Consider the following 19,569-nt stretch of genomic DNA (forward strand, 5'->3'; position numbering starts at 1 on the left):
TAAAAAAAAAGAAAATATTAAAAGGGGGGGGGTGATTATGGTTTTAATGCTATATCCATTACTGTGAATTTCTTCTTAGAATCCTCAGGTTTATTTTCAAAACCTACATTTAATGTAAAATTAAAGTCTTTTTCTATTACATCATTAAGTTCATCAAATGCAAAGTCAAGTTTCTGATTCATAAGTTCATCTATTTTATCAAATATCATCTTATATGCTTCACAATGTGGATCTACACATGATACTTCCATGTTTCCATCACCATAAACAAGTGCATTATATGGACAACCTCCACGACAGTAGTCAATATGTTTACAATCAGAACAGTTTTCATCTACATACTCTTTATATTCTTTAAGCAGTAGTTCAGCTTTTGTATTCATAAGTTCTTCATATGATGGTTTATCTGCTACATCACCTATTTTAAATTCTGGCATGTCAACAAAACGATAGCATGGATATATTGATCCATCAGGTCCTATTGCAAATGTTGAATCCATACAATCTACATATGTACATACACATCCTTTCTTACGTAAAACTCCTTTACATAGATGATCTATGTTTTTAAGTTCCATTATATCAGCTACATCTAGGTATTCATCAAGTAAGTATAGCATTAGATTTCCATATTCCTCTGGGTCTATTGCAAAGTTGTCACTTTTATGGCTTTTTATTGAACTTAATGCTGGATGTATTTTCATATTTAAGCCTTTTTGTTTGAAGAATTCAAAGATTTCTTCTTTTTGTTTTATTGAGTTTTTTGTAAATGTACTAATAAAACTTACATTTAAGTCATGTTTTCGTGCTATTTGATAACCTTTCATTGTGTTATCATAGTAGTTTATTCCACGTTGAATATCATTAAGTTCTCGTGGTCCATCAAGACTACTTCCTATTGGTATTTCATATTGTTTAAATAGTTCTGCAATTTCATCATCCATCTTCCAAAGGTTGGTTTGTATTGCATATGCAGGATATAGAAAGTCTAATTCTTTATCAATACGTCCTAGAATGTGTTTGTAGAATTCATATCCTGCGAGTAATGGTTCTCCTCCATGGAATGTGAATGTTGTTGGCTCTTTTTGGAAGTCTTTTAGCCATTCTATTATGTCATCAGTTGTTTTTTGTGTCATTATATGAGATGTTTCCTCAGAACTCCAACAGTAACTGCAGTTTGCAGGACATCCCATTGTTGGTATTATCATTACATGCATTTTATAAATTAACCTCCACTTTTTTTTATGGTTCTTCTTCTAGGTAGTAATATTCACCTTTTTCTTTTTGTTCCCGGTCAAGGAAACTATCATGTTTATTTACACGTGGTCTGTTTGTTTCTTTATCACGACGGAATGTTATTTCTACATCAGATAAAAATTTGTTCATTGCATCACGTAGGTTTATTGGTGCTGTTGCATGTCCATGTTCTCCTGGTGTTCCATAGAAAACCATTGCTCGATCTGATACATAGTCTATAAATACAATATCGTGATCTACTATTATTGCTGATTTATCATCACGTGTTATGATGTGTTTTATTGCTTTTGCAACTTTTAATCTTTGTTCAACATCCAGGAATGCTGTTGGTTCATCAAGAAGGTAGATGTCAGCATCTTGTGATAGTGTTGCTGCTGTTGCTAGACGTTGTAGTTCCCCACCTGATAGTTTTGCTACGTGTTTATCTAGTATTTTATCAAGATCAAATGGTTTTAGTATATCTGAGTTAAATAGTGGTGTTCCATATCCTTGTGCATTCATATATAAGAAATCTTGTACAGATCCTTGGAAGTCTGTGTTTATGTATTGTGGTTTATATGCTATTTCTACTTCATCTTCAACTTCTCCACTATCTGGCTTTGTAATTCCTGCAAGCATCTTAGCATATGTTGTTTTTCCTATACCATTTGGTCCAAATGCTGTTATTACTTGACTTTGTGGTATTTCTCCAGCATCTACATTTATCTCAAAGCTTGGATATTTCTTATCAAAGTCTGTGTATTGAGTTATTATTTCTGATTCAATTAATTGATTTGGTGGTCTTATTTCAAATTCTATTGGCTGACTTCGTATACGTACATTTTCTTCATTTAAAAATCCATTTACATATGCATTAATTCCTACACGTACACCTCTAAGTTTTGATACTACTCCAAATCCTCCTTCTTGTCCATACATTACATGAATGTAGTCACTCATAGCATCAAGTGTTGCAAGATCGTGTTCTATTACAAGTACATTACGTTTTTCACTAGCAAGATCTCGTATTACTTCTATTGTATTTAGTCTTTGTTTTACATCTAGCCATGATGTTGGTTCATCTATGTAGTAGAAGTCAGCATCTTTTAGTACTGCTGCTGCTATTGATATTCTTTGAAGTTCTCCACCAGATAAGTTTTTAACTTCTCGATCCATAATCTTTGATAGTTCTAGTTTTTCAACTACATCATCAAGTTTATTTCTTTCATCTACACTTTCAAGTAGTGGTCTTACTTCTCCTTTAACAACTTTTGGTAGAACATCTACCATTTGAGGTTTGTATGCTAGTTTTATTTCATTTTGTGATAGTTTTTTGAAGTAGTTTTGTAGTTGTGATCCTTTAAAGTGATCTATTACATTATCCCATGTTGCTTCTTCATCATAGTGTCCAAAGTTTGGTATAATTTGACCTGATAAGATGTTTAATATTGTTGATTTTCCAATACCATTAGGACCAAGTAATCCAACAACTGATCCTTCATTAATTGTTGGCATACCAAATAATTCAAAACTATTTTGTCCAAAACGATGAACTGGATCTTCATCAAGTGTTTCAGGTAAGTTTATTATGCTTATTGCATTAAATACACATCTGTTGGTACATATTCCACAACCACTACATAGTTCTTCTGATATTACTGGTTTTTTATCATCTTCACTTACAACTATTGTATCTTCCTGCATTCTTACACCCGGACAGTATTCGATACATTGATAGTTACATTTTTGTGGTTGACATTTATCTTTTTCTATTATTGCTATTCGACTCAAAATATAATAACTCCTATACCATTTTTTTATCTAAAAAATTTTTTCCTGTCTTATTTTTTTATTTTATTATAAAAATAAATATTATTATTTTATTAAATTGATAAAATTTTATTTTATTTTTTTTTAAAGCTTTATAAGATGTTCTATTTTAATTTTTTTTCATATAATATTTTATCAATTTTTGTATAAAAAGTAGAATAAAGCTGTTTTTTTAAATGATTTTATAGTTATTAATAATTTATGTTTTTTTTAGTATATAGTTTTTTTAATCAAATTAAATCTTATTGTTTTAAAGATTTAAAGAAGTTAATATATTGGATAAAAATATAATTATTTTTCTATGAACTTTTAAATTTTCCATTTTTAATATATTTTTTTGAATTAATATGAATACTATTAAATACTTAGATTTTTATATTATTTATTAGATATTATCTTTTTTTTAGATAATATATTAAATAAAATTAATTATTTTATAGAAAAATAAATTTAAGGAGTTATTGATTATGGAAACATTACCAATCGCACCTATTGGAAGAATTTTATCTAACTCTGGTGCATCAAGAGCAACAAAAGATGCAAAGATAGAATTATCTAAATGCTTAACTGAACTCGGAGATGAAATTGCTAAAGAATCAGTTGAAATAGCAAAATACTCAGGAAGAAAAACAGTAAAAGCATCAGATATCGAATTAGCTTTAAAACTTAAATTTTAAGTATAATATTCTATTTTTGATATATAAATTAAAAAAAGACTATTTTTTTAAGTCATTTATGATAAAAAAAAATAAGTTATCATAAGTCATGTAATTAAATAGTCTTTCCCAATTTATTTCTTTTAATTTTTACATAATTTACCAAAAAACAACACTTTTTCTAGTTCTAAAAATATTCTAAAAATAAACTATTTTCTTTTTATTAATTTAATTTCTTATAAAATATGATTCTTGATGATAAACATGAGAAAAACCAGTTTACTAATTACCTGAATTCTATTAATAAAGGCATATTTATTCCATATGGGGAACTAATTAGTATTTATAAAAAGGTTTCTAAAATTGATAATATATGTTCTAATAATGTCCAGAACATTAGTTCGGGACTAAAACCATATGGGCTACGTACTGACTTTTTTAATGATCCATCAAAGTATAAATTACCAGATGTTTCTGCTGAAAGACATTCATCTAATGATATTGAAATATATGGATTATTATGATAAGAAAAGAGTAATAAGATATGTTCCTGAAGATTATCCAATACCTTATGGAAAAGAGAATATTAAAAAATGGAAAGTTTTTGGATCATATGCATATGGTAGAGGAACTTATGGAGAAAAAACACCTGAGTTAATTATTGGTAAGCCTAATCAAATTTGTACAGAAACTTTTCTATCATTTGGACCATTTGATACTGAATTTGAAGCAAAAGCTTTTAAAAAATATTATAATGGAAAATTTTTTAGAGCATTATTAGGTATTTTAAAGAATACACAACATAGTACTACTAGTTTTCACATTGTACCACTACAAAACTTTACTAAAAAATCAGATATTGATTGGAGTAAAAGCATTTCCCAAATTGATGAACAATTATATAATAAATATAATTTAAATAATGAAGAAAGAGAATTTATAGAAAAGAAAGTTGAATAATTACTTCCTCTTCATTTAAAATTTTTAATTAATAAGTTATAAATATTATTTTAAAAAATAAAATGTTAATAATTTAAAGATTATTACTATTTATTCAATCTCTTGTCTTCTATTTTTTCTTCTAAAAATAATATCTCATCCTCATTTAAAGAATATTTTTCATACAGTTGTTTATCTATATCTGATATGCTATTTGACCAATTTATATCTGATTTTTCTGTGAAATCTTGAATCGGAATATAATCATATACTGTCACGTTATCTTGAGTAGTTTTTAATATTCCTAATAATGATCTAAAAAACTTTGTATAATAATATTTTTTAAATGACTCTACCTCATATTCAGTTTCAAAAGGACCAAATGCAAGAAATGTCTCAGTACATATTTGTCCAGGTCTTCCAATAATAAAATCTGATAGTGACTCACCAAATTTCCCAGAACCATAAGCTTTTGGGACAAATAATTTATATTTTTCAATTGGAACTTTTATCTTAGGTATTGGATAATCTTCAGGAACATATCTTATTACTCTTTTCTTATCATACATAATCCATATTTCAATATCATTAGATGAATGTCTTTCAGTAGAAACATCTGGTAATTTATACTTTGATGGATCATTAAAGAAATTAGTTGTCAAACCATATGGATTACGTCCTGAATTAATATTTTGAATATTATTAAAATCAAGTTTCTCTTTTTGAGATACTTTTTTATAAATACTTATTAATTCACCATAAGGTATAAAAACACCTGTATTTGCTGAATTTAATTTTGTTCTAAATTTAGATTCATGTTTATCATCAAGAACCATAATATCTACTTCACCATCATATTTTTTATCATATGTTAAATACAATACTCCTCCTTTTATATCAGTATTAGGGAATACTAAATTTGAGTTTTTAAATAAAGTCATAGATCTAATATGTGTATCATTAATCATTTCTTTATTAAACGATTTAATACCTTTTCCAGCACCACTAAGCCATCTAGCTGGGAAAATCATGTTTATTTTATTTTTTGACAATTTTTTAGCTAAACGGAAAAAATCAGGATAAATTGCAGATGCTGATGCATTAACAGTACCATTTTCACGTTTTCCATTATCATTTAATTGGTAAGGTGGGTTTCCTACCACTATATCAAATTTCATATTTTTATCTCCAAATTTTTCTAATACTTCTTGTGCTGTTGAACTTAAATCATTTTTTACCTTATCTACTAAATTATCTACATAAATTAAATTGTTTTCTATCTTTGGATTTTTTTCATATCCATTTAATGTTCTGTATGTTATGGTTTTCGCCATTGGAGTTTTATTTAGTACATAGATATTTTTTTCCAGTATTTCTCTCCATAATTTTTTGTTCCAATCTTTACTATCCACATAAGGATTTTCTTGTTTTTTACGTTTTTTATATAATGTATATGCCATGTATAGTGGATATAATCCTGTCTTTGAGTTAATTTCCAATATTTTTGTATTTGGTTTGAAAACGTCATCAGTTATTTGTTTTTTATTTATATATCGTATTTTGTTATCAGGATCTTTCTCTTGATAAGTTTTATTATAAAAATTATACCCACCTATAGATTCTCCAAGTTGCATGTTTACAACTCGCCATGGTGTTAATACTGTTTCTTTATCTGGATTTCTGAATCCTTGAAACATACTTGTTATTTTATCTATTCGTTCTTCTATTGGTAATGCATCTGCTGTTTGTGCTGTTCGTCTAATTCGTTTTCCAGCTTCTATAAATATTTCAGCATCATAATATTTTTTAAATTGATTAAATTTTTCTTTAGTTACTCCTTTTGGCATGAATTCATTCCATGATACATCATCAACTATTTGTGTGAAGTTATCTATTGTTACATCATCATTTATTTCCATATCCATTCCATAAATCATTAAAGGTATTCTGATTGACATTCCCCTAAGTATTGAAATCATGGTTTGTCTTTGTTTTAGTAGTTGTTGTCTTTTATCCAGTGCTTCTTGTTCTTCTGGTGTTCTTTCTTTTTTAGGTTTTTTATCAGCTTTCATTGCTCTGGAATATTCTTCATCTGTCATCCCTTGATTGTTTATATCTACTTCATTTAATTTTTTTCCTTGTTTTGTTTGTCCTAATATTTTCCTCAGATCATTAAATTCATTTATATCAGTACTTGTTAGTTTTAATAGTTGATCACTGTATATTGATGTATCATCGAATCCACTTCTCACTGCTTTTTCTGCTTGTAATCTTTTGAGTTGTATCATCATTCTTTCAAAGTTATATTCTTTCATTTTGTTTCCATCAATACCTATTATTGGTAGGAAGTTTAGTAGCTTTTTCATTTCTTGTTTTTGCTGTGGACTATTAATTGTTCCTTTCTTTGTGTTTAGTTTAACTGCTTGTGATATCATTTTTAGTGATCGATCAGGTGCAAAATCAAATACATATGCTTTTTCTTTTTGTCCATTTTTTCCAAGATATGGTGATTGCACCCTAAATATTGATTGTAAATAGTTAGTTGCACTATCTGTATTATTTAGTACTAATATTGCTCCCCATTCAGGTATTGTTGTTCCAACAGTTGCTTTTCTTACAGTTAGAGTAATAGAATATGATTCTTCAGGCTTATCTGTTATTGCTTCTTTTATCTTATCTAAATCATCTTGTGTTTGTCCATCTTTAGATAAGTTTGCTATATTGTATTGTTTAAATATAGGATGTTGTTTTAGTATCTTTTCTAGTTCTACTGCTGCTGGTCTATTTGGCATCATCCATAGAGATGATGTATTTCATCACGATATTCGCTTGTAAAAGGCATATTAGTATATTCATGATTGTTATTAATATTTGTTATAATATCTAGAAATGATTTAATTTCTTTTTCATATATGAATTCTTTATTATCATTTAATCTGAAGAATTCAGCAAAATTGAAGCTTTTATTTTCAATATCTATAAAAGCATTGTTTTTTATCATTTCTGTAAGTTCATAGACATACATTTGTATTTGTGGCATGTCACCATATGGATTAGAGTCCCCTTCATGTATTTTATCCCATGATTGTTTAGCTTCTTGTTCGTCAATATAACTCCAAGTAAACATTTTGTCTTCATCATCATATTTATCTAATATATTAAATGGAGTTCCTGATAGTTCTAAAACTTTAGTTTCTTTTCCTATAATTTCATTTTTTACAGCTTCTGCTAGTTGTGTTTGTGTCCCTTCGTGTGCTTCATCTATTATTACAAAATCCCAATCAATATTAAATACATCATCATTTTTATTAAATCCTTTACCTTGGTTTACTTTATTAGATCCTCTAAGATCCTGTATGGAAGTAAAATAAATAAATGGCTTATCATATGAAGAATTTAGTACTACTTCCTTTTTTTCACCCCTATTTTTAGAACTATACACATAATGATTATCAGGATCTATTTCAAAAATCTTTTTATAATCGTCATACCATCCATCATCTACTATTGGTCTATGGGTAATTATTAGTATTTTTGGGACTTGTTCTCGCTTAATTACTTCTAATGCACATAATGTTTTTCCAAATCGCATCTTTGCATACCAAAGCATCTCATTACCATATTTTTTAAATTTGAATATTTTTCGTGTTTTTTCTATAGCTTCTTCTTGTTCAGGTCTAAAAAGTATCTCTTGTTGTAACTCCTCAACATGTTTTTTATGTATTCTATATTCTCCTTTTTTAACTGCATCTATTGCATCTATTGCTGTTTCTTCATCTATTTTAAACCATTCAGTGGAACGTCCCATTGTAATTTTAGAATATCCTGATCTTACTAGTACTTCATGTACTTGGTAATCTCTGAATGCTGTCCAGTTATTATCAACTGCTAATGTAGCATATAATATATTTATTTTAGATGAATGTTCATATTCTCTGATTCTTTCTTCTGCCATTTTTTTTAAGTAAGGACTATTTGTTTCTAAGTTTGAATCAGGTTTATCAATACTTGTATCTCCTATTTTTACTAATCCTTTAAAATCTTCATCATTAGGTTTTTCAAAAACATATATGAGCTTTCTACCCATAGTATTCTGCATAAATTCAACATTTTTAGCTTCATTCATATACTTATTCCTCCTTATCAATGTATTCCATTTTATTAGTCTCCCAATTCATTATTTTTACACGAATTCCAGGTTTTACTTCCCATTTATCAGTCTCAAGAATTTCACCAAATAGTGTCATTTGTTTCCCTTTAGTACGTGTTTTAGTCTCACTTAATGGTATTGTTTTAGTTAAACCATCCATCTGGAAAATATTATAACTAATAATAATCGCTATCTTTTTAAAATATTCAAAAGCTGGTTTTGTATTCCATTTTGCTTGATAATAGTCACAGTAAGTATATAAAAGGTTTTCACGTGCTAATAGTAGTGAGTCTCCACTCCATTCAAAACCATAACAAGATTTATATGCTAATTCTACTAAATGTTGCCACTCTAACTTATCATTTACTTCTCCGTTAATTCGTTTAAGTTTTCTATCTAGAAAACCTTCACGCTCATTAAGTGGTAATTGTTCTCCTGTTATCATATCATATCGTGTTGCAATATATGGAGCTTCACCACATGCAACTTCTAACCATTTAACCTTGACATAAATTTCTAATGGGTCATTAACATAATCCTTTTCTGCTTCATCATTTTGTTGTTTAATTATCCATGTAGGAGTAAATACTTCTGCTTTACATCTTGTTCGCTCTTTTTGTGTTTCCTTAGATTTATGTGAACGTGGAATAATTTTTTCTCCAATATTAGTATTAAAAATTTCACGAGTAATCGGATGAATTGCTTTATACTTCTTAGGATTAAAATTTTCATAATTATTATTAGCAAAAATAATGTTCTTTTCATGCTTTTTTGTTGATTTAGTTCTATCTAAAAGTAATATATCAAGAATTTCAGGGTATTGATCATATATATCTTTAAGTGGCAATATTTATATCTCCAATTGTTAATTTCAATTAATATTTTTTTTATATTCTAAAATTATCTAAGATTTAAAAGGTTTTTATTAATAATATTTTTTTAAATAATTATTATATAAATAATAGTACAAGTATATGAAATTTATCTAATTAAAAAAAATATAGTTCTCAATAAAAAATAATGTGGAGTAATTCAGATTAGATTATAAAAATATAATGAGACTTTCATAAAATAATAAGTTAGATTAAGACTTTATGGATATTTTAAATGTTGTAAAATAAATGATTAATATTTTTTAAAAAGTAGTGTTAAATTAAAAAAAAGTGTTAAAAAAAAAGATAATATGGTGTTTTTTATGTTCTTTGTTTAACTTGATATATTGGGTGTGTTTCATAAATATGTAGGTATATTAATAGTAAAGCCATTATTGGAAGCATGCATATATCAAGTATTGTTTTTCCTATTTTTTTAATTATTTTGTTCATTTTACATTCCTCCTAATTGGATTTGTATGGAAGTTTTTTTTTAATTTTTATATATCAGGTGATTTTTATCATCAGTTTATTTTTTTTAAATGGTTGGATTAACATTAGATTATACTTATACCCGTAATGGTATATTTTCTTGGCTAAAAATATCGATAATTGTTTTTCCAATCTTTTTAATTTTTTGATATATACTCATTTTTTTCTCCTCTTTGTATTTTGTTAAAGTGTTAAGTATTTTTTTAATGTTTATTTACTTTTTTTAAATGGTTAGATTGAATTTGAATTATACTTGAACCCGTAGGGGTATAATATTTTTAATAAAAAAAATATTATTAAAATAACTATTAAATCAAGTTTTGGAGGTTTTTATGATTTTTTATGGTTATTTTATTTATTCCTTACTATAAAAGGATTAAAATTTTTTTAAATTTATTATGTCTAGTTTTTAGTTTTTTTTAATATTTTTTTGTATTAAATTTAATTTTCTTTGAATTATATCATATATAGCTTTTTTGTCTATTCATCTATTTTTTATGAATAGTATTATATCCAGTGAACTATACGTATACCCCTTTAGGTATAATACATAATTTAAAGTTATTAGTATATAAAGGTAACTAATCTAAAAACCCCTAAAATAAAGTAAATTTAAAAACAATACAAGAAAAAAAGAAAAAATAAAAAAAATGAAGAATTACTAACTAAATTCTTGAATAATAATCAATTATTTTAGATAAATCCTTGATAGCTTCACTACTATCTCCTTTATCAATAGCATCTTTAACACAATGATTCATATGACCTTCAAGAATAATACTACTAACCTTAGTAAGAGCAGATTTAGCAGCATTAACTTGCATTAAAATATCTTCACAAGGAATATCCTCTTCAATCATACGATCAATAGCAGCAACTTGTCCTTCAATTTTTCTAAGACGTCTATGTAAATTATCTGAATCCATACACTGTTTCACTGAATCAAACCTCCATAATTTTGAAAAAATATATGATAAAAATTCTTAAAAACCATATTTTTTTTATTATTTAAAAATAAAAAAAAGAGGAAAAAAAATAGAATCTATATAAGATCTTCACGATCAATCTCTTTAATACCTGACGGGCTTCCAACAATAACTTTATCAACAAGATCTGTGAAAATACCATTTTCAAGAACACCAGGCAGAATATTTAATTCTTTTTCAAGCTTTTGAGGATTTCTAATTTTCTCAAACTTAGTATCAAGAATAAAATTACCATTATCAGTTATTACAGGACCATCTTTTTGAACACCCATTCTAAGTTCAGGTTTACCTCCCATATCAATTAAACTTTTTTTAACAACACGTAAAGCTTCAGGAATTATTTCAACCGGAACTGGGAATTCACCAAGATCACGTACCATCTTACTATCATCTACAATAACAACAAATTCCTTAGCAGAACTATCAACTAATTTTTCAAGAGTATGAGCTGCTCCTCCACCTTTAATTAAGTCAAGATTCTGGTTAACTTCATCAGCTCCATCAACAGCAATATCAATATCATACTCATCAAGAGTAGTTGTATTAATACCAGCTTCACGTGCTATGATTAATGATTGATATGATGTTGGAATACCAAGAATATTTAAATCTTCATTTTTAATACGTTCACCTAAATGTCTTATAAAGTAGTGTGTTGTTGAACCTGTTCCAAGACCAACAATTTGTCCATCTTTAATTAAATCTGCAGCTTTTTTACCTACATTATCTTTTAATATATTTTTATTTGACATAAAATCATAATCCTCTTTTTAATTTTATTTTTTTTTACTTTTTAATTTATAGATATTATTTATATAATAAATCCTTTTTATTATTTACAATTTAGAGAAAAAAAATAATTTTTCCCCTTTTTATAATTTTTTTAATGATTTAAAATTACTTCAGTTAAATCATAATTATTTTTACATGAAAGTTTAGGACCAATTTCCTCAATTTTACATGTGTCATCATCATAAAGTCCTTCAGGATGACATATATCATAATTTTCACATTCTTCTTCACATTCTTCAGTTCTGAAGATAATTGTTGATCCATGATATGCTTTTCTTGTTTCAATAGCAGCACGTATTGTTGCAGGTTTAACTTCTATTGTTTGAACACGTCCATCTTTATGTACAGGACATTTATGAGTTACTTTCTTAACTTCAGTAATTTCATATTTACGACCCTTTTCAAGGTTTAAACAAGTATTGCTAAATCTACAGGATTCACATTTTTTTGCTCCTCCATTAAATGTGAAAACAAGACCTTTTTTTGCTAAATTTGTACCTATTAAAGTTATCATATTCTCTTATTACTCCTTTAAAAAATAATCTAAAAAATAAATTTTATTTTATATATTATATTACTTTTGTTTTTGTTGCAATATTTTGAGCAGCTTCATATGTTAAGCCACGATCACCTAGTATTGTGTAACGTTCATGTCTTATTGTATGTGCTTTAAGTAGTGCTTGAATAATATATTCATCATCAATACCAAGTTCTTTTGCATTTACTGGTGCATTAACCTTAATTAGTGCATCACGAACACATCTCCAGTCTCCACCTTGAAGATACATCATCATAATTGTACCTACACCACATTGTTCTCCATGAAGTGCAGGATGTGGTGCTATAATATCAAGAGCATGACTAAATTTATGCTCAGATCCACTTGCAGGACGACTATTACCTGCAATACTAATAGCAATACCACTACTAATTAATGCTTTAACAACAACCTCAGCACTTACACAATTACCAAGTCTTATAACATCAGCTTGATCCATCAAAGTATGTGCTGTTAGTGTGGCTAGTGCTGCTGCTGAGTCACTGAAAGGATCATTTATAAGTTTATTTGCAAGCTTCCAATCTTCTACTGCTGTAAGATTTGATATAATATCAGCATATCCTGAAGCTAAAAATCTGTATGGTGCTTGTGATATAATCTCACTATCTGCAATTAATGCAAATGGTGCATCAACTTCTAATGATACAGAGCCATCCTTATTTTTAATAGATGCACGTGGTGATACTATACCATCATGAGCTGCTGTTGTTGGAACACTTATAAGTGGAATTTTATTATTTGTTGCAGCCATCTTTGATACATCAATAACACGTCCTCCACCAATACCAAATATAGCATTACTATCTTTAGATTCCTCTATTACTTTATCTACTGTATCTTGTGTACCTTCTTTAATTATGATTTCATTGACATTATATCCTTTATCAACAAGTAAGTCTAATACATAGTCTGCTGCAATCTTTTTTGTTGTAGGTCCTGTTACTATTGTAATATTATCAGGAATAAGTAGTTTTTCACATAAGTTTGGTATTTCATTAAGAACACCTTTTCCTGTGTGTATTTCACGAGGAAGCTGAACATTTCTAAAATCCATTTTATAAACAAATCCTCCATTAAAAAAATTTTATATTATTATTATATTATTCAAGAATTTCTTTTTTTTTAATAATTCATTGTATTAATATATGTTTATTATTTTTAATTAAAAATTTTTATAATTATTTAGTTTTATTATTGAAAAAATATCTCTTTTTTTTGTATTTTTAAACTTAACTTTCAGAATTGTTTATTATTTTTTTAAAATTAGTATGATTAATTGGATTTTTTTAGATTAAGTTATTATAAAAATACATTTAAATTGTTTAAAAAAAAAAGTTATAATACTATTTAATCTTTTATTAGTTTTTAAATATATAGTTATTTAACTATAAAATTAGGTTATACTAAAAATTTGAATTTTATACTCAAAAAAATAAGAAAAAGCGATGAAAAATTAAAGCAACCTAGAAAAAAAAGTAATTGCAATATTTTTAATAAAAAAAAATTCAAAAGTTCTTATTAATTATAAACTACATTTAAATACTTAAACCTATAATACTTTGAAGTAGAGAAGTAAAGCTAAAGCAAATATATTTTTAACACAAAAAAAAGAAAATATAAATCTTAAGTTTTGCTTATTTTTCTTTAATTAATTATGGAGATTTTAAAAATGACTGAAATGAAAAAGATACTTGCAGAAATCATTGGTACATTTGTTCTTGTATTTTTTGGTACAGCATCTGTAGTACTAACATTATTCATCAATAATGGACCAGCTGGTCAAACATACGCAAGTATATATAATATAGGTATAACTATGCCAGATTGGATCGGAATCGGTCTAGCATTTGGTCTAGCTTTAGCAGTAGTAATTTATGCTTTTGGTTCTATATCAGGAGCACACTTCAACCCAGCAGTAACAATAGCACTTTGGGCAGGAAAAAAATTCCCTGGCCGTGACGTAATACCTTATGTAATTGCTCAATTCATAGGAGCATTAATTGCATCCGCAGCACTTCTTGCAATATCAGGACCTGCAGCATCAACAATAGGTGCACTTGGAGGAGTAGGACCATTTGGAGACATCAGTATGGTCGGATTATTCATTGCAGAGTTCCTAGGTACATTCTTACTTATGTATGTAATTATGGTAACAGCTGTAAATGAAAGATCAACAGCAGCAGATGCTGCACTATCCATTGGTTTCGTACTTGCAGGTATAGTAATCGCACTTGGTAACTTCTCAGGTTGTGGAGTTAACCCAGCACGTGCATTCTCACCAATGTTACTCAATTTCTTTGTAAGTGGAGCAAACGCATTTATCTACTACCCAATATACTTCATTGCACCAATTATAGGAGCAATAGTAGCAGTATACATGTATGACTACTTCCATGAAGATAAAAACTAGATAAATGAAACGTAAACTTATAAAAAAAAATAAAGAAGGATTCTCAATATAAAAAATAAAACAGATGAAATTGTTTTAATTAAACCCCTCTTTTTTCTTCTTTATCATAAATAAAAAAAAATATAACCTCCAGTATTCTAAAAAAAAAATGATTCTATTAAAAAAAAGAAAAACAATTATATTATAATGTTTTTCTAAAAACTTTACACTATTATACTCTTTTTTTTTAATTGATTTTTTTCTAAAAAAAAACTAACTTTTTTTACAAAACTTACTATATTCTAATAAAAACATGACAAAAAAAAATTGTAAAAAAAAATAAAACTTTAATTATTTTTCCTTTTAAACTTCTTATTCTAAAAAAAAAACATGGAATAAAATTTTTAACTACTCTAAAAAAAAGAAGATAAATAGTTAGGGTGGAGAATTTTAATAAAAAAAACCTTTTTTAGTTATCAATTTGAGATATTAACTGCATAATTTCAGCAGCTTGCATTTGGTCAAGTTTCATTGTTTTAACAGCTTTAATTGTAGCTTGTGTTAAATTTAAGTTTGTTACAACAAGATTTTCTGTAACATACTTTCTAAATGCATCATAACTTGACTCTGTTTTTAATGCACGACGAAGTTCACGTTGTACTGGTTGAAGTTTTTCATCAAGTACATATGCAAGATCAGCAATAGCCTCATCATTTGCTTTAACCATCTGTTTTTGAAGAGTTTGTCCAATATCATTTTGTGTAAATCTTTTCTCAAGTTCATCAATAATATATTCATCTACAACTTCATTATCCTTATAATCCTTATTTAGTTTTTTATCATCTTTATATTCATCAACAAATTCATCAAAAAAGGTATCTATTAACTCTTTTTTATTGTCAAATAAATCTTCAATTGTTGAAATAAGCACACTGCTTGCATATGTTTTAATTGTTTCTACATCTATCATTTCATATCATTATCCTTATTATCAGTTTATATTTAACGTTAAAATTAATTTTATATTACTTTATTTATTATTAATATAAATACTTATTTTTCATATATTATATAATATGCAAGAAGAAACAATAAATAAGTACATTATTATTGTATCAATAATATCTTCTTTTGCTGTAGCATTTACATCAAATGCCGTTTCAGTTGCACTTCCTGTAATTGCACATGATCTAAACATTAGTAACATAATGCAAAACTGGATTGTGAGCATATACCTGCTTATCATAGCAGCAGCAAGTGTACCTTTCGGAAAAATATGTGTAAAGTATGGACTTAAACTCACATATGAAATTGGACTAATTGTATATATGATAGGTGCAATTCTATCAGGAATGGCTCCAGACATATCAGTTCTTATAATTTCAAGAATAATACAAGCACTTGGATCTGCCATATTATTTGTTAATGGAATGGCTCTTATTACAGCACAACTTCCAGAAAACAAAAGAGGTCAATCAATTGGATTTACAGTAACAGGTGTTTATATTGGTCTTGCCTTAGCTCCAACAATAAGTGGAATTTTATCACAAAATGTATCATGGAGAAGTGTTTTCTATGTTACAATACCACTAACATTAATATCATTATTTTTACTTATGCGAATTAAAAAAGAGTGGAAAATGGAAGAAGAAAAACCAATTGATATTCGTGGATCTCTTCTATATGTAGTAGGAATAATATTATTAATGTATGGATTTACAAGAATAAATGAATCAGTTGGAATTATTTTATTCATACTTGGAATACTAGTTCTTGCAGAATTTATAAAATATGAACTTAAAATTAAAAATCCAATCTATGAAATAAGACTATTTAAAAATAAGATATATACAGCATCAAACATTGCATCATTAATAAGCTATTTTGCAACATTTGTAGTAACATATATCTTAAATTACCACTTCCAATACATACATGGACTAGATCCTCAGACAAGTGGAATAGTACTTGTTGTAACACCTGTCATAATGGCAATAATAGCTCCAATATCTGGACGTTTATCAGATAAATATCCACCTCAAATAATTACAGCAATAGGAATGGGACTTGTTACAATAGCATTATTCATATTAACATTCTTAGATAAAACAACACCATTTGCACTAGTACTACTTGCAATGATACTTCAAGGAGTAGGATTCGGTTTCTTCTCATCACCAAACAGTAACATAATAATGAGTTCTGTAGATAAAGATGATGTAGGAACAGCATCAGCATCACTATCAACCGTAAGAACCATAGGACAATCATTTAGTCTAGGACTTCTTACAGTAGTATTTGCATTTATCATGGGAAATGTACCAATTATACCATCAAACTACTATCTATTGATTCAAAGTAGTCAAATGACAATGGCAATAGCAACATTCCTATGTCTAATTGTAGTATTCCTATCTCTTAAAGGACTAAATTATCATAAAGAAAAGAAAAATATAGAATAAAAATACCTAACAAATTTCTCTTCTTTTTATCTTTTTTTAAAAAAAACTAAATTAAAAACTTTTATTTATAAATATAAAGAAAATAGAAGTAATATTAATATCAAAAAATGAAAAGAGAGGATGTAATAAATGAACACTACTAAAAATATACTAGTTATTTTAATATTTTTTGATATAATATTTCTAATAATATTCAACTTTTACCTATTTTTAATGACAACTTTAATTATAATACTACTATTCATATATGAATTTATAATGAAACCTGAAGTAGAATATGATGATAAATACTATGAAGATGAATACAACATGAATAATCCTAACTTACCAGATATAAGATTATTTTATCGTGATAATATGAATTTTCCATTCTCACATTGTATAATATGTGGATATCGTGATGAATGTGATCCATGGTATTATTGTCTTTTCTTTAATTGTCAACCACATACATCAGATTATAAATACAATGATTTATACTATGATTACATTGATTATCTTAATGAATACGGCGAAGATGTACTTGATGAGTGGTATTATGAATAAAAAAAAAGTGAAAAAAATAGAAGATAAAGTTTTTTTTTGATAAATTAAATTTTTTTTTGTAGATAATTATTTTATTTTTAACATAACATAACTATTTAATATAATAACTACTGGTTTTGGAGGTGAAGTTTTAGTTTATGGCTGCTATTGATTTTAATGATATTGAAGTTATACTTAGACTTATTTGTTCAATTGTTATTCCAATAATTTTAACTATGATTATAAAACATCTTCTTATCAAATTTCAGAAAAAAACAGGATCAATTACAAAAGATAACATTTCAACAATAATGAAAATAATACGAATTATTGCAGTAATTGTAATAATAATTGGATGTCTTGATGTACTTGGTGTTAATATTGAATCTCTATTTGTAAGTTTAGGTCTTGTAACATTAGCATTAACACTAGCTGCTAAAGAGTTACTTTCAAATCTTATTGCAGGACTTAATATTGTCATAGAAAAACCATTTACAACAGGTGATATGATAGGAGTAAATAACTATAAAGGAATAGTTCAAAAGATTGGATTTAAAAATGTTGAACTTCTTGCAAAAGATGAGACAATAATTGTTCCAAATATTATATTTTCACAAAATTCATATATCAACTATACAAAAAATGGTAAATTTATGCAGAAAATAAAATTTTCACTTCAAAATAATCAATACTTGGATGAAAATCTTAAGATAATTGATGATATCATAAAAAATTGTGATGATTTAGATAAAAAATATAAATATTCCATAAATGTACGTAGTTTTGATGATAATGGAGTTAATATTACAGTTAAAGTTCCAATAAAAGATATTGATAATAGAAAAGTTATTGTATCAAAAATACTTGTTGAAATTTATGATAAAATAAAAATAGATCCAACAAAAGATTAACTAAAATACAAATTTACACTATATATAGTTATCATTAAATTAGAAAAAAATAGATTTTCATCAAAAATTAGGAATATTAATTTCTTTTTTTAGGGGAGTTTATGCTCTTTATCACTTTTTTTAGTTGAAAAAATATGATATTAAAGTAATTTTACTTTTTTTTATATTACTTTAATATATATTAGTCTTTTAAATTTTCTTATTTTTTTTATTTTTTAATTATTTTACAGATGTCTTAAAAGTCTTATTTGTATAAGATTCTTATTTCTTTTACATCTGTATCAGGTTTATCTGATAATAATTCTGCAAAGTAAATCTCTACTTTTAGATTTTCTTCTAGCATGTCTTTTGTTGATTTTCCAAAGTCTATAAATGCATCTGTTTGCATGTGAGATTCTAATGCTTCTTTAGATTCCCATTTTTCAATGAAAGTTAGAGTTTTATCTTCCACATTTTCATATAGGTTATATGCTATGTTTCCATAATGTGTTCTGCTTTCTGCTATTAAGTCATTTGCTTTTTTAATGATTTCGTCTTTTTCATCGTTTTTTGGCTTTAAAGTTGCGTTTACTATTATCATTGTTGATTTCTCCTATATTTTTAATAAGGTAAATACTAATATATACTTGATTTTATTTATAGTTAACTTGAATTCATTATTTGAAAAAGGTGTAAAAAAGAGAAAAGATGAAAAAAATCTTAACTCATAAATTTTTTTTACAAATCCTCTTAAAAAAAAATAAATAATTCATTGTAATATAAACTTCTAA

At 26.6% G+C, this 19,569-nt stretch carries 18 protein-coding genes; 6 read left to right on the forward strand and 12 right to left on the reverse strand.

Features of this window, described 5'->3' with window-relative positions; all coding sequences use genetic code 11:
* Positions 1 to 35 precede the first annotated feature (35 nt).
* Together MSCUN_RS01830 and MSCUN_RS01835 are read right to left on the reverse strand one after the other, a co-directional pair.
* Positions 36 to 1,217: a TIGR04083 family peptide-modifying radical SAM enzyme gene (locus MSCUN_RS01830; RefSeq protein ID WP_095609065.1), complete on the reverse strand. Its 1,182-nt coding sequence runs from the start codon at positions 1,215 to 1,217 to the stop codon at positions 36 to 38.
* Positions 1,218 to 1,242: 25 nt separating this feature from the next.
* Positions 1,243 to 3,027, reverse strand: a complete 1,785-nt coding sequence (locus tag MSCUN_RS01835; RefSeq protein ID WP_095609066.1) for a ribosome biogenesis/translation initiation ATPase RLI — start codon at positions 3,025 to 3,027, stop codon at positions 1,243 to 1,245.
* A 506-nt stretch (positions 3,028 to 3,533) separates the two neighbouring features.
* Here MSCUN_RS01835 and MSCUN_RS01840 point away from each other — a divergent pair.
* Both MSCUN_RS01840 and MSCUN_RS01850 read left to right on the forward strand, forming a co-directional pair.
* A complete protein-coding gene (locus MSCUN_RS01840) occupies positions 3,534 to 3,743 on the forward strand; it encodes a histone family protein (RefSeq protein WP_095609067.1) in 210 nt (69 codons plus the stop codon).
* Positions 3,744 to 4,217: 474 nt separating this feature from the next.
* Positions 4,218 to 4,682, forward strand: a complete 465-nt coding sequence (locus MSCUN_RS01850; RefSeq protein WP_143744875.1) for a hypothetical protein — start codon at positions 4,218 to 4,220, stop codon at positions 4,680 to 4,682.
* 86 nt (positions 4,683 to 4,768) lie between these two features.
* On the opposite strand, the gene MSCUN_RS01855 is transcribed toward MSCUN_RS01850, so the two are convergent.
* The 8 genes from MSCUN_RS01855 to MSCUN_RS01885 form a co-directional block, all read right to left on the reverse strand.
* Positions 4,769 to 7,456 carry an Eco57I restriction-modification methylase domain-containing protein gene (locus MSCUN_RS01855; RefSeq protein WP_095609070.1) on the reverse strand — a complete coding sequence of 896 codons (2,688 nt, stop codon included), beginning with the start codon at positions 7,454 to 7,456 and terminating at the stop codon, positions 4,769 to 4,771.
* Positions 7,453 to 8,787 (reverse strand): DEAD/DEAH box helicase, encoded by a 1,335-nt coding sequence (locus MSCUN_RS01860; protein WP_095609071.1) that lies wholly within the window; start codon positions 8,785 to 8,787, stop codon positions 7,453 to 7,455. The genes MSCUN_RS01855 and MSCUN_RS01860 overlap by 4 nt, the downstream gene beginning before the upstream one ends.
* A gap of 4 nt (positions 8,788 to 8,791) precedes the next feature.
* Positions 8,792 to 9,658 carry a hypothetical protein gene (locus MSCUN_RS01865; RefSeq protein WP_211305543.1) on the reverse strand — a complete coding sequence of 289 codons (867 nt, stop codon included), beginning with the start codon at positions 9,656 to 9,658 and terminating at the stop codon, positions 8,792 to 8,794.
* Between the two features lie 346 nt (positions 9,659 to 10,004).
* A complete protein-coding gene (locus tag MSCUN_RS08430) occupies positions 10,005 to 10,136 on the reverse strand; it encodes a hypothetical protein (RefSeq protein ID WP_275542272.1) in 132 nt (43 codons plus the stop codon).
* Positions 10,137 to 10,840: 704 nt separating this feature from the next.
* Entirely contained in the window at positions 10,841 to 11,113 is a 273-nt protein-coding gene (locus MSCUN_RS01870; RefSeq protein WP_095609072.1) for a metal-sensing transcriptional repressor, read from the reverse strand.
* A 104-nt stretch (positions 11,114 to 11,217) separates the two neighbouring features.
* Positions 11,218 to 11,913 (reverse strand): ribose-5-phosphate isomerase RpiA, encoded by a 696-nt coding sequence (rpiA, locus tag MSCUN_RS01875; RefSeq protein WP_095609073.1) that lies wholly within the window; start codon positions 11,911 to 11,913, stop codon positions 11,218 to 11,220.
* A gap of 131 nt (positions 11,914 to 12,044) precedes the next feature.
* On the reverse strand, positions 12,045 to 12,467 hold the full coding sequence (locus MSCUN_RS01880; RefSeq protein WP_095609074.1) for a UPF0179 family protein: 423 nt from the start codon (positions 12,465 to 12,467) through the stop codon (positions 12,045 to 12,047).
* A gap of 55 nt (positions 12,468 to 12,522) precedes the next feature.
* Positions 12,523 to 13,566 carry an NAD(P)-dependent glycerol-1-phosphate dehydrogenase gene (locus MSCUN_RS01885; RefSeq protein WP_095609075.1) on the reverse strand — a complete coding sequence of 348 codons (1,044 nt, stop codon included), beginning with the start codon at positions 13,564 to 13,566 and terminating at the stop codon, positions 12,523 to 12,525.
* Positions 13,567 to 14,181: 615 nt separating this feature from the next.
* On the opposite strand from MSCUN_RS01885, the gene MSCUN_RS01890 reads away from it, so the two are divergent.
* Complete coding sequence (locus MSCUN_RS01890; protein WP_095609076.1) at positions 14,182 to 14,922, forward strand: MIP/aquaporin family protein; 741 nt, start codon at positions 14,182 to 14,184, stop codon at positions 14,920 to 14,922.
* 448 nt (positions 14,923 to 15,370) lie between these two features.
* On the opposite strand, the gene MSCUN_RS01895 is transcribed toward MSCUN_RS01890, so the two are convergent.
* Positions 15,371 to 15,871, reverse strand: coding sequence for a hypothetical protein (locus MSCUN_RS01895; RefSeq protein WP_095609077.1), 501 nt, complete (start codon positions 15,869 to 15,871; stop codon positions 15,371 to 15,373).
* 106 nt (positions 15,872 to 15,977) lie between these two features.
* Between MSCUN_RS01895 and MSCUN_RS01900 the strand changes: the two genes are divergently transcribed.
* The 3 genes from MSCUN_RS01900 to MSCUN_RS01910 all read left to right on the forward strand — a co-directional run bounded on the left by MSCUN_RS01900 (position 15,978) and on the right by MSCUN_RS01910 (position 18,799).
* Positions 15,978 to 17,363: an MFS transporter gene (locus MSCUN_RS01900; RefSeq protein ID WP_245837664.1), complete on the forward strand. Its 1,386-nt coding sequence runs from the start codon at positions 15,978 to 15,980 to the stop codon at positions 17,361 to 17,363.
* A 213-nt stretch (positions 17,364 to 17,576) separates the two neighbouring features.
* Complete coding sequence (locus tag MSCUN_RS01905) at positions 17,577 to 17,909, forward strand: hypothetical protein (RefSeq protein WP_146192104.1); 333 nt, start codon at positions 17,577 to 17,579, stop codon at positions 17,907 to 17,909.
* Positions 17,910 to 18,046: 137 nt separating this feature from the next.
* A complete protein-coding gene (locus MSCUN_RS01910) occupies positions 18,047 to 18,799 on the forward strand; it encodes a mechanosensitive ion channel family protein (protein ID WP_095609079.1) in 753 nt (250 codons plus the stop codon).
* 244 nt (positions 18,800 to 19,043) lie between these two features.
* Here MSCUN_RS01910 and MSCUN_RS01915 read toward each other — a convergent pair whose 3' ends face one another.
* Entirely contained in the window at positions 19,044 to 19,379 is a 336-nt protein-coding gene (locus MSCUN_RS01915) for a putative quinol monooxygenase (protein WP_095609080.1), read from the reverse strand.
* Positions 19,380 to 19,569: the final 190 nt, after the last annotated feature.

Source organism: Methanosphaera cuniculi, from assembly GCF_003149675.1.
Classification (GTDB): domain Archaea; phylum Methanobacteriota; class Methanobacteria; order Methanobacteriales; family Methanobacteriaceae; genus Methanosphaera; species Methanosphaera cuniculi.

What these genes read in the sequence shown, in the direction of transcription:
- MSCUN_RS01880 (WP_095609074.1), bottom strand. Translation starts at nt 12,467, where the DNA reads ATGATAACTTTAATAGGTACAAATTTAGCAAAAAAAGGTCTTGTTTTC.
- MSCUN_RS01850 (WP_143744875.1), top strand. Translation starts at nt 4,218, where the DNA reads ATGATATTGAAATATATGGATTATTATGATAAGAAAAGAGTAATAAGA.
- MSCUN_RS01895 (WP_095609077.1), bottom strand. Translation starts at nt 15,871, where the DNA reads ATGATAGATGTAGAAACAATTAAAACATATGCAAGCAGTGTGCTTATT.
- MSCUN_RS01860 (WP_095609071.1), bottom strand. Translation starts at nt 8,787, where the DNA reads ATGAATGAAGCTAAAAATGTTGAATTTATGCAGAATACTATGGGTAGA.
- MSCUN_RS01905 (WP_146192104.1), top strand. Translation starts at nt 17,577, where the DNA reads ATGACAACTTTAATTATAATACTACTATTCATATATGAATTTATAATG.
- MSCUN_RS01885 (WP_095609075.1), bottom strand. Translation starts at nt 13,566, where the DNA reads ATGGATTTTAGAAATGTTCAGCTTCCTCGTGAAATACACACAGGAAAA.
- MSCUN_RS01890 (WP_095609076.1), top strand. Translation starts at nt 14,182, where the DNA reads ATGACTGAAATGAAAAAGATACTTGCAGAAATCATTGGTACATTTGTT.
- MSCUN_RS01900 (WP_245837664.1), top strand. Translation starts at nt 15,978, where the DNA reads ATGCAAGAAGAAACAATAAATAAGTACATTATTATTGTATCAATAATA.
- MSCUN_RS08430 (WP_275542272.1), bottom strand. Translation starts at nt 10,136, where the DNA reads ATGAACAAAATAATTAAAAAAATAGGAAAAACAATACTTGATATATGC.
- MSCUN_RS01915 (WP_095609080.1), bottom strand. Translation starts at nt 19,379, where the DNA reads ATGATAATAGTAAACGCAACTTTAAAGCCAAAAAACGATGAAAAAGAC.
- MSCUN_RS01830 (WP_095609065.1), bottom strand. Translation starts at nt 1,217, where the DNA reads ATGCATGTAATGATAATACCAACAATGGGATGTCCTGCAAACTGCAGT.
- MSCUN_RS01840 (WP_095609067.1), top strand. Translation starts at nt 3,534, where the DNA reads ATGGAAACATTACCAATCGCACCTATTGGAAGAATTTTATCTAACTCT.
- MSCUN_RS01855 (WP_095609070.1), bottom strand. Translation starts at nt 7,456, where the DNA reads ATGATGCCAAATAGACCAGCAGCAGTAGAACTAGAAAAGATACTAAAA.
- rpiA (WP_095609073.1), bottom strand. Translation starts at nt 11,913, where the DNA reads ATGTCAAATAAAAATATATTAAAAGATAATGTAGGTAAAAAAGCTGCA.
- MSCUN_RS01910 (WP_095609079.1), top strand. Translation starts at nt 18,047, where the DNA reads ATGGCTGCTATTGATTTTAATGATATTGAAGTTATACTTAGACTTATT.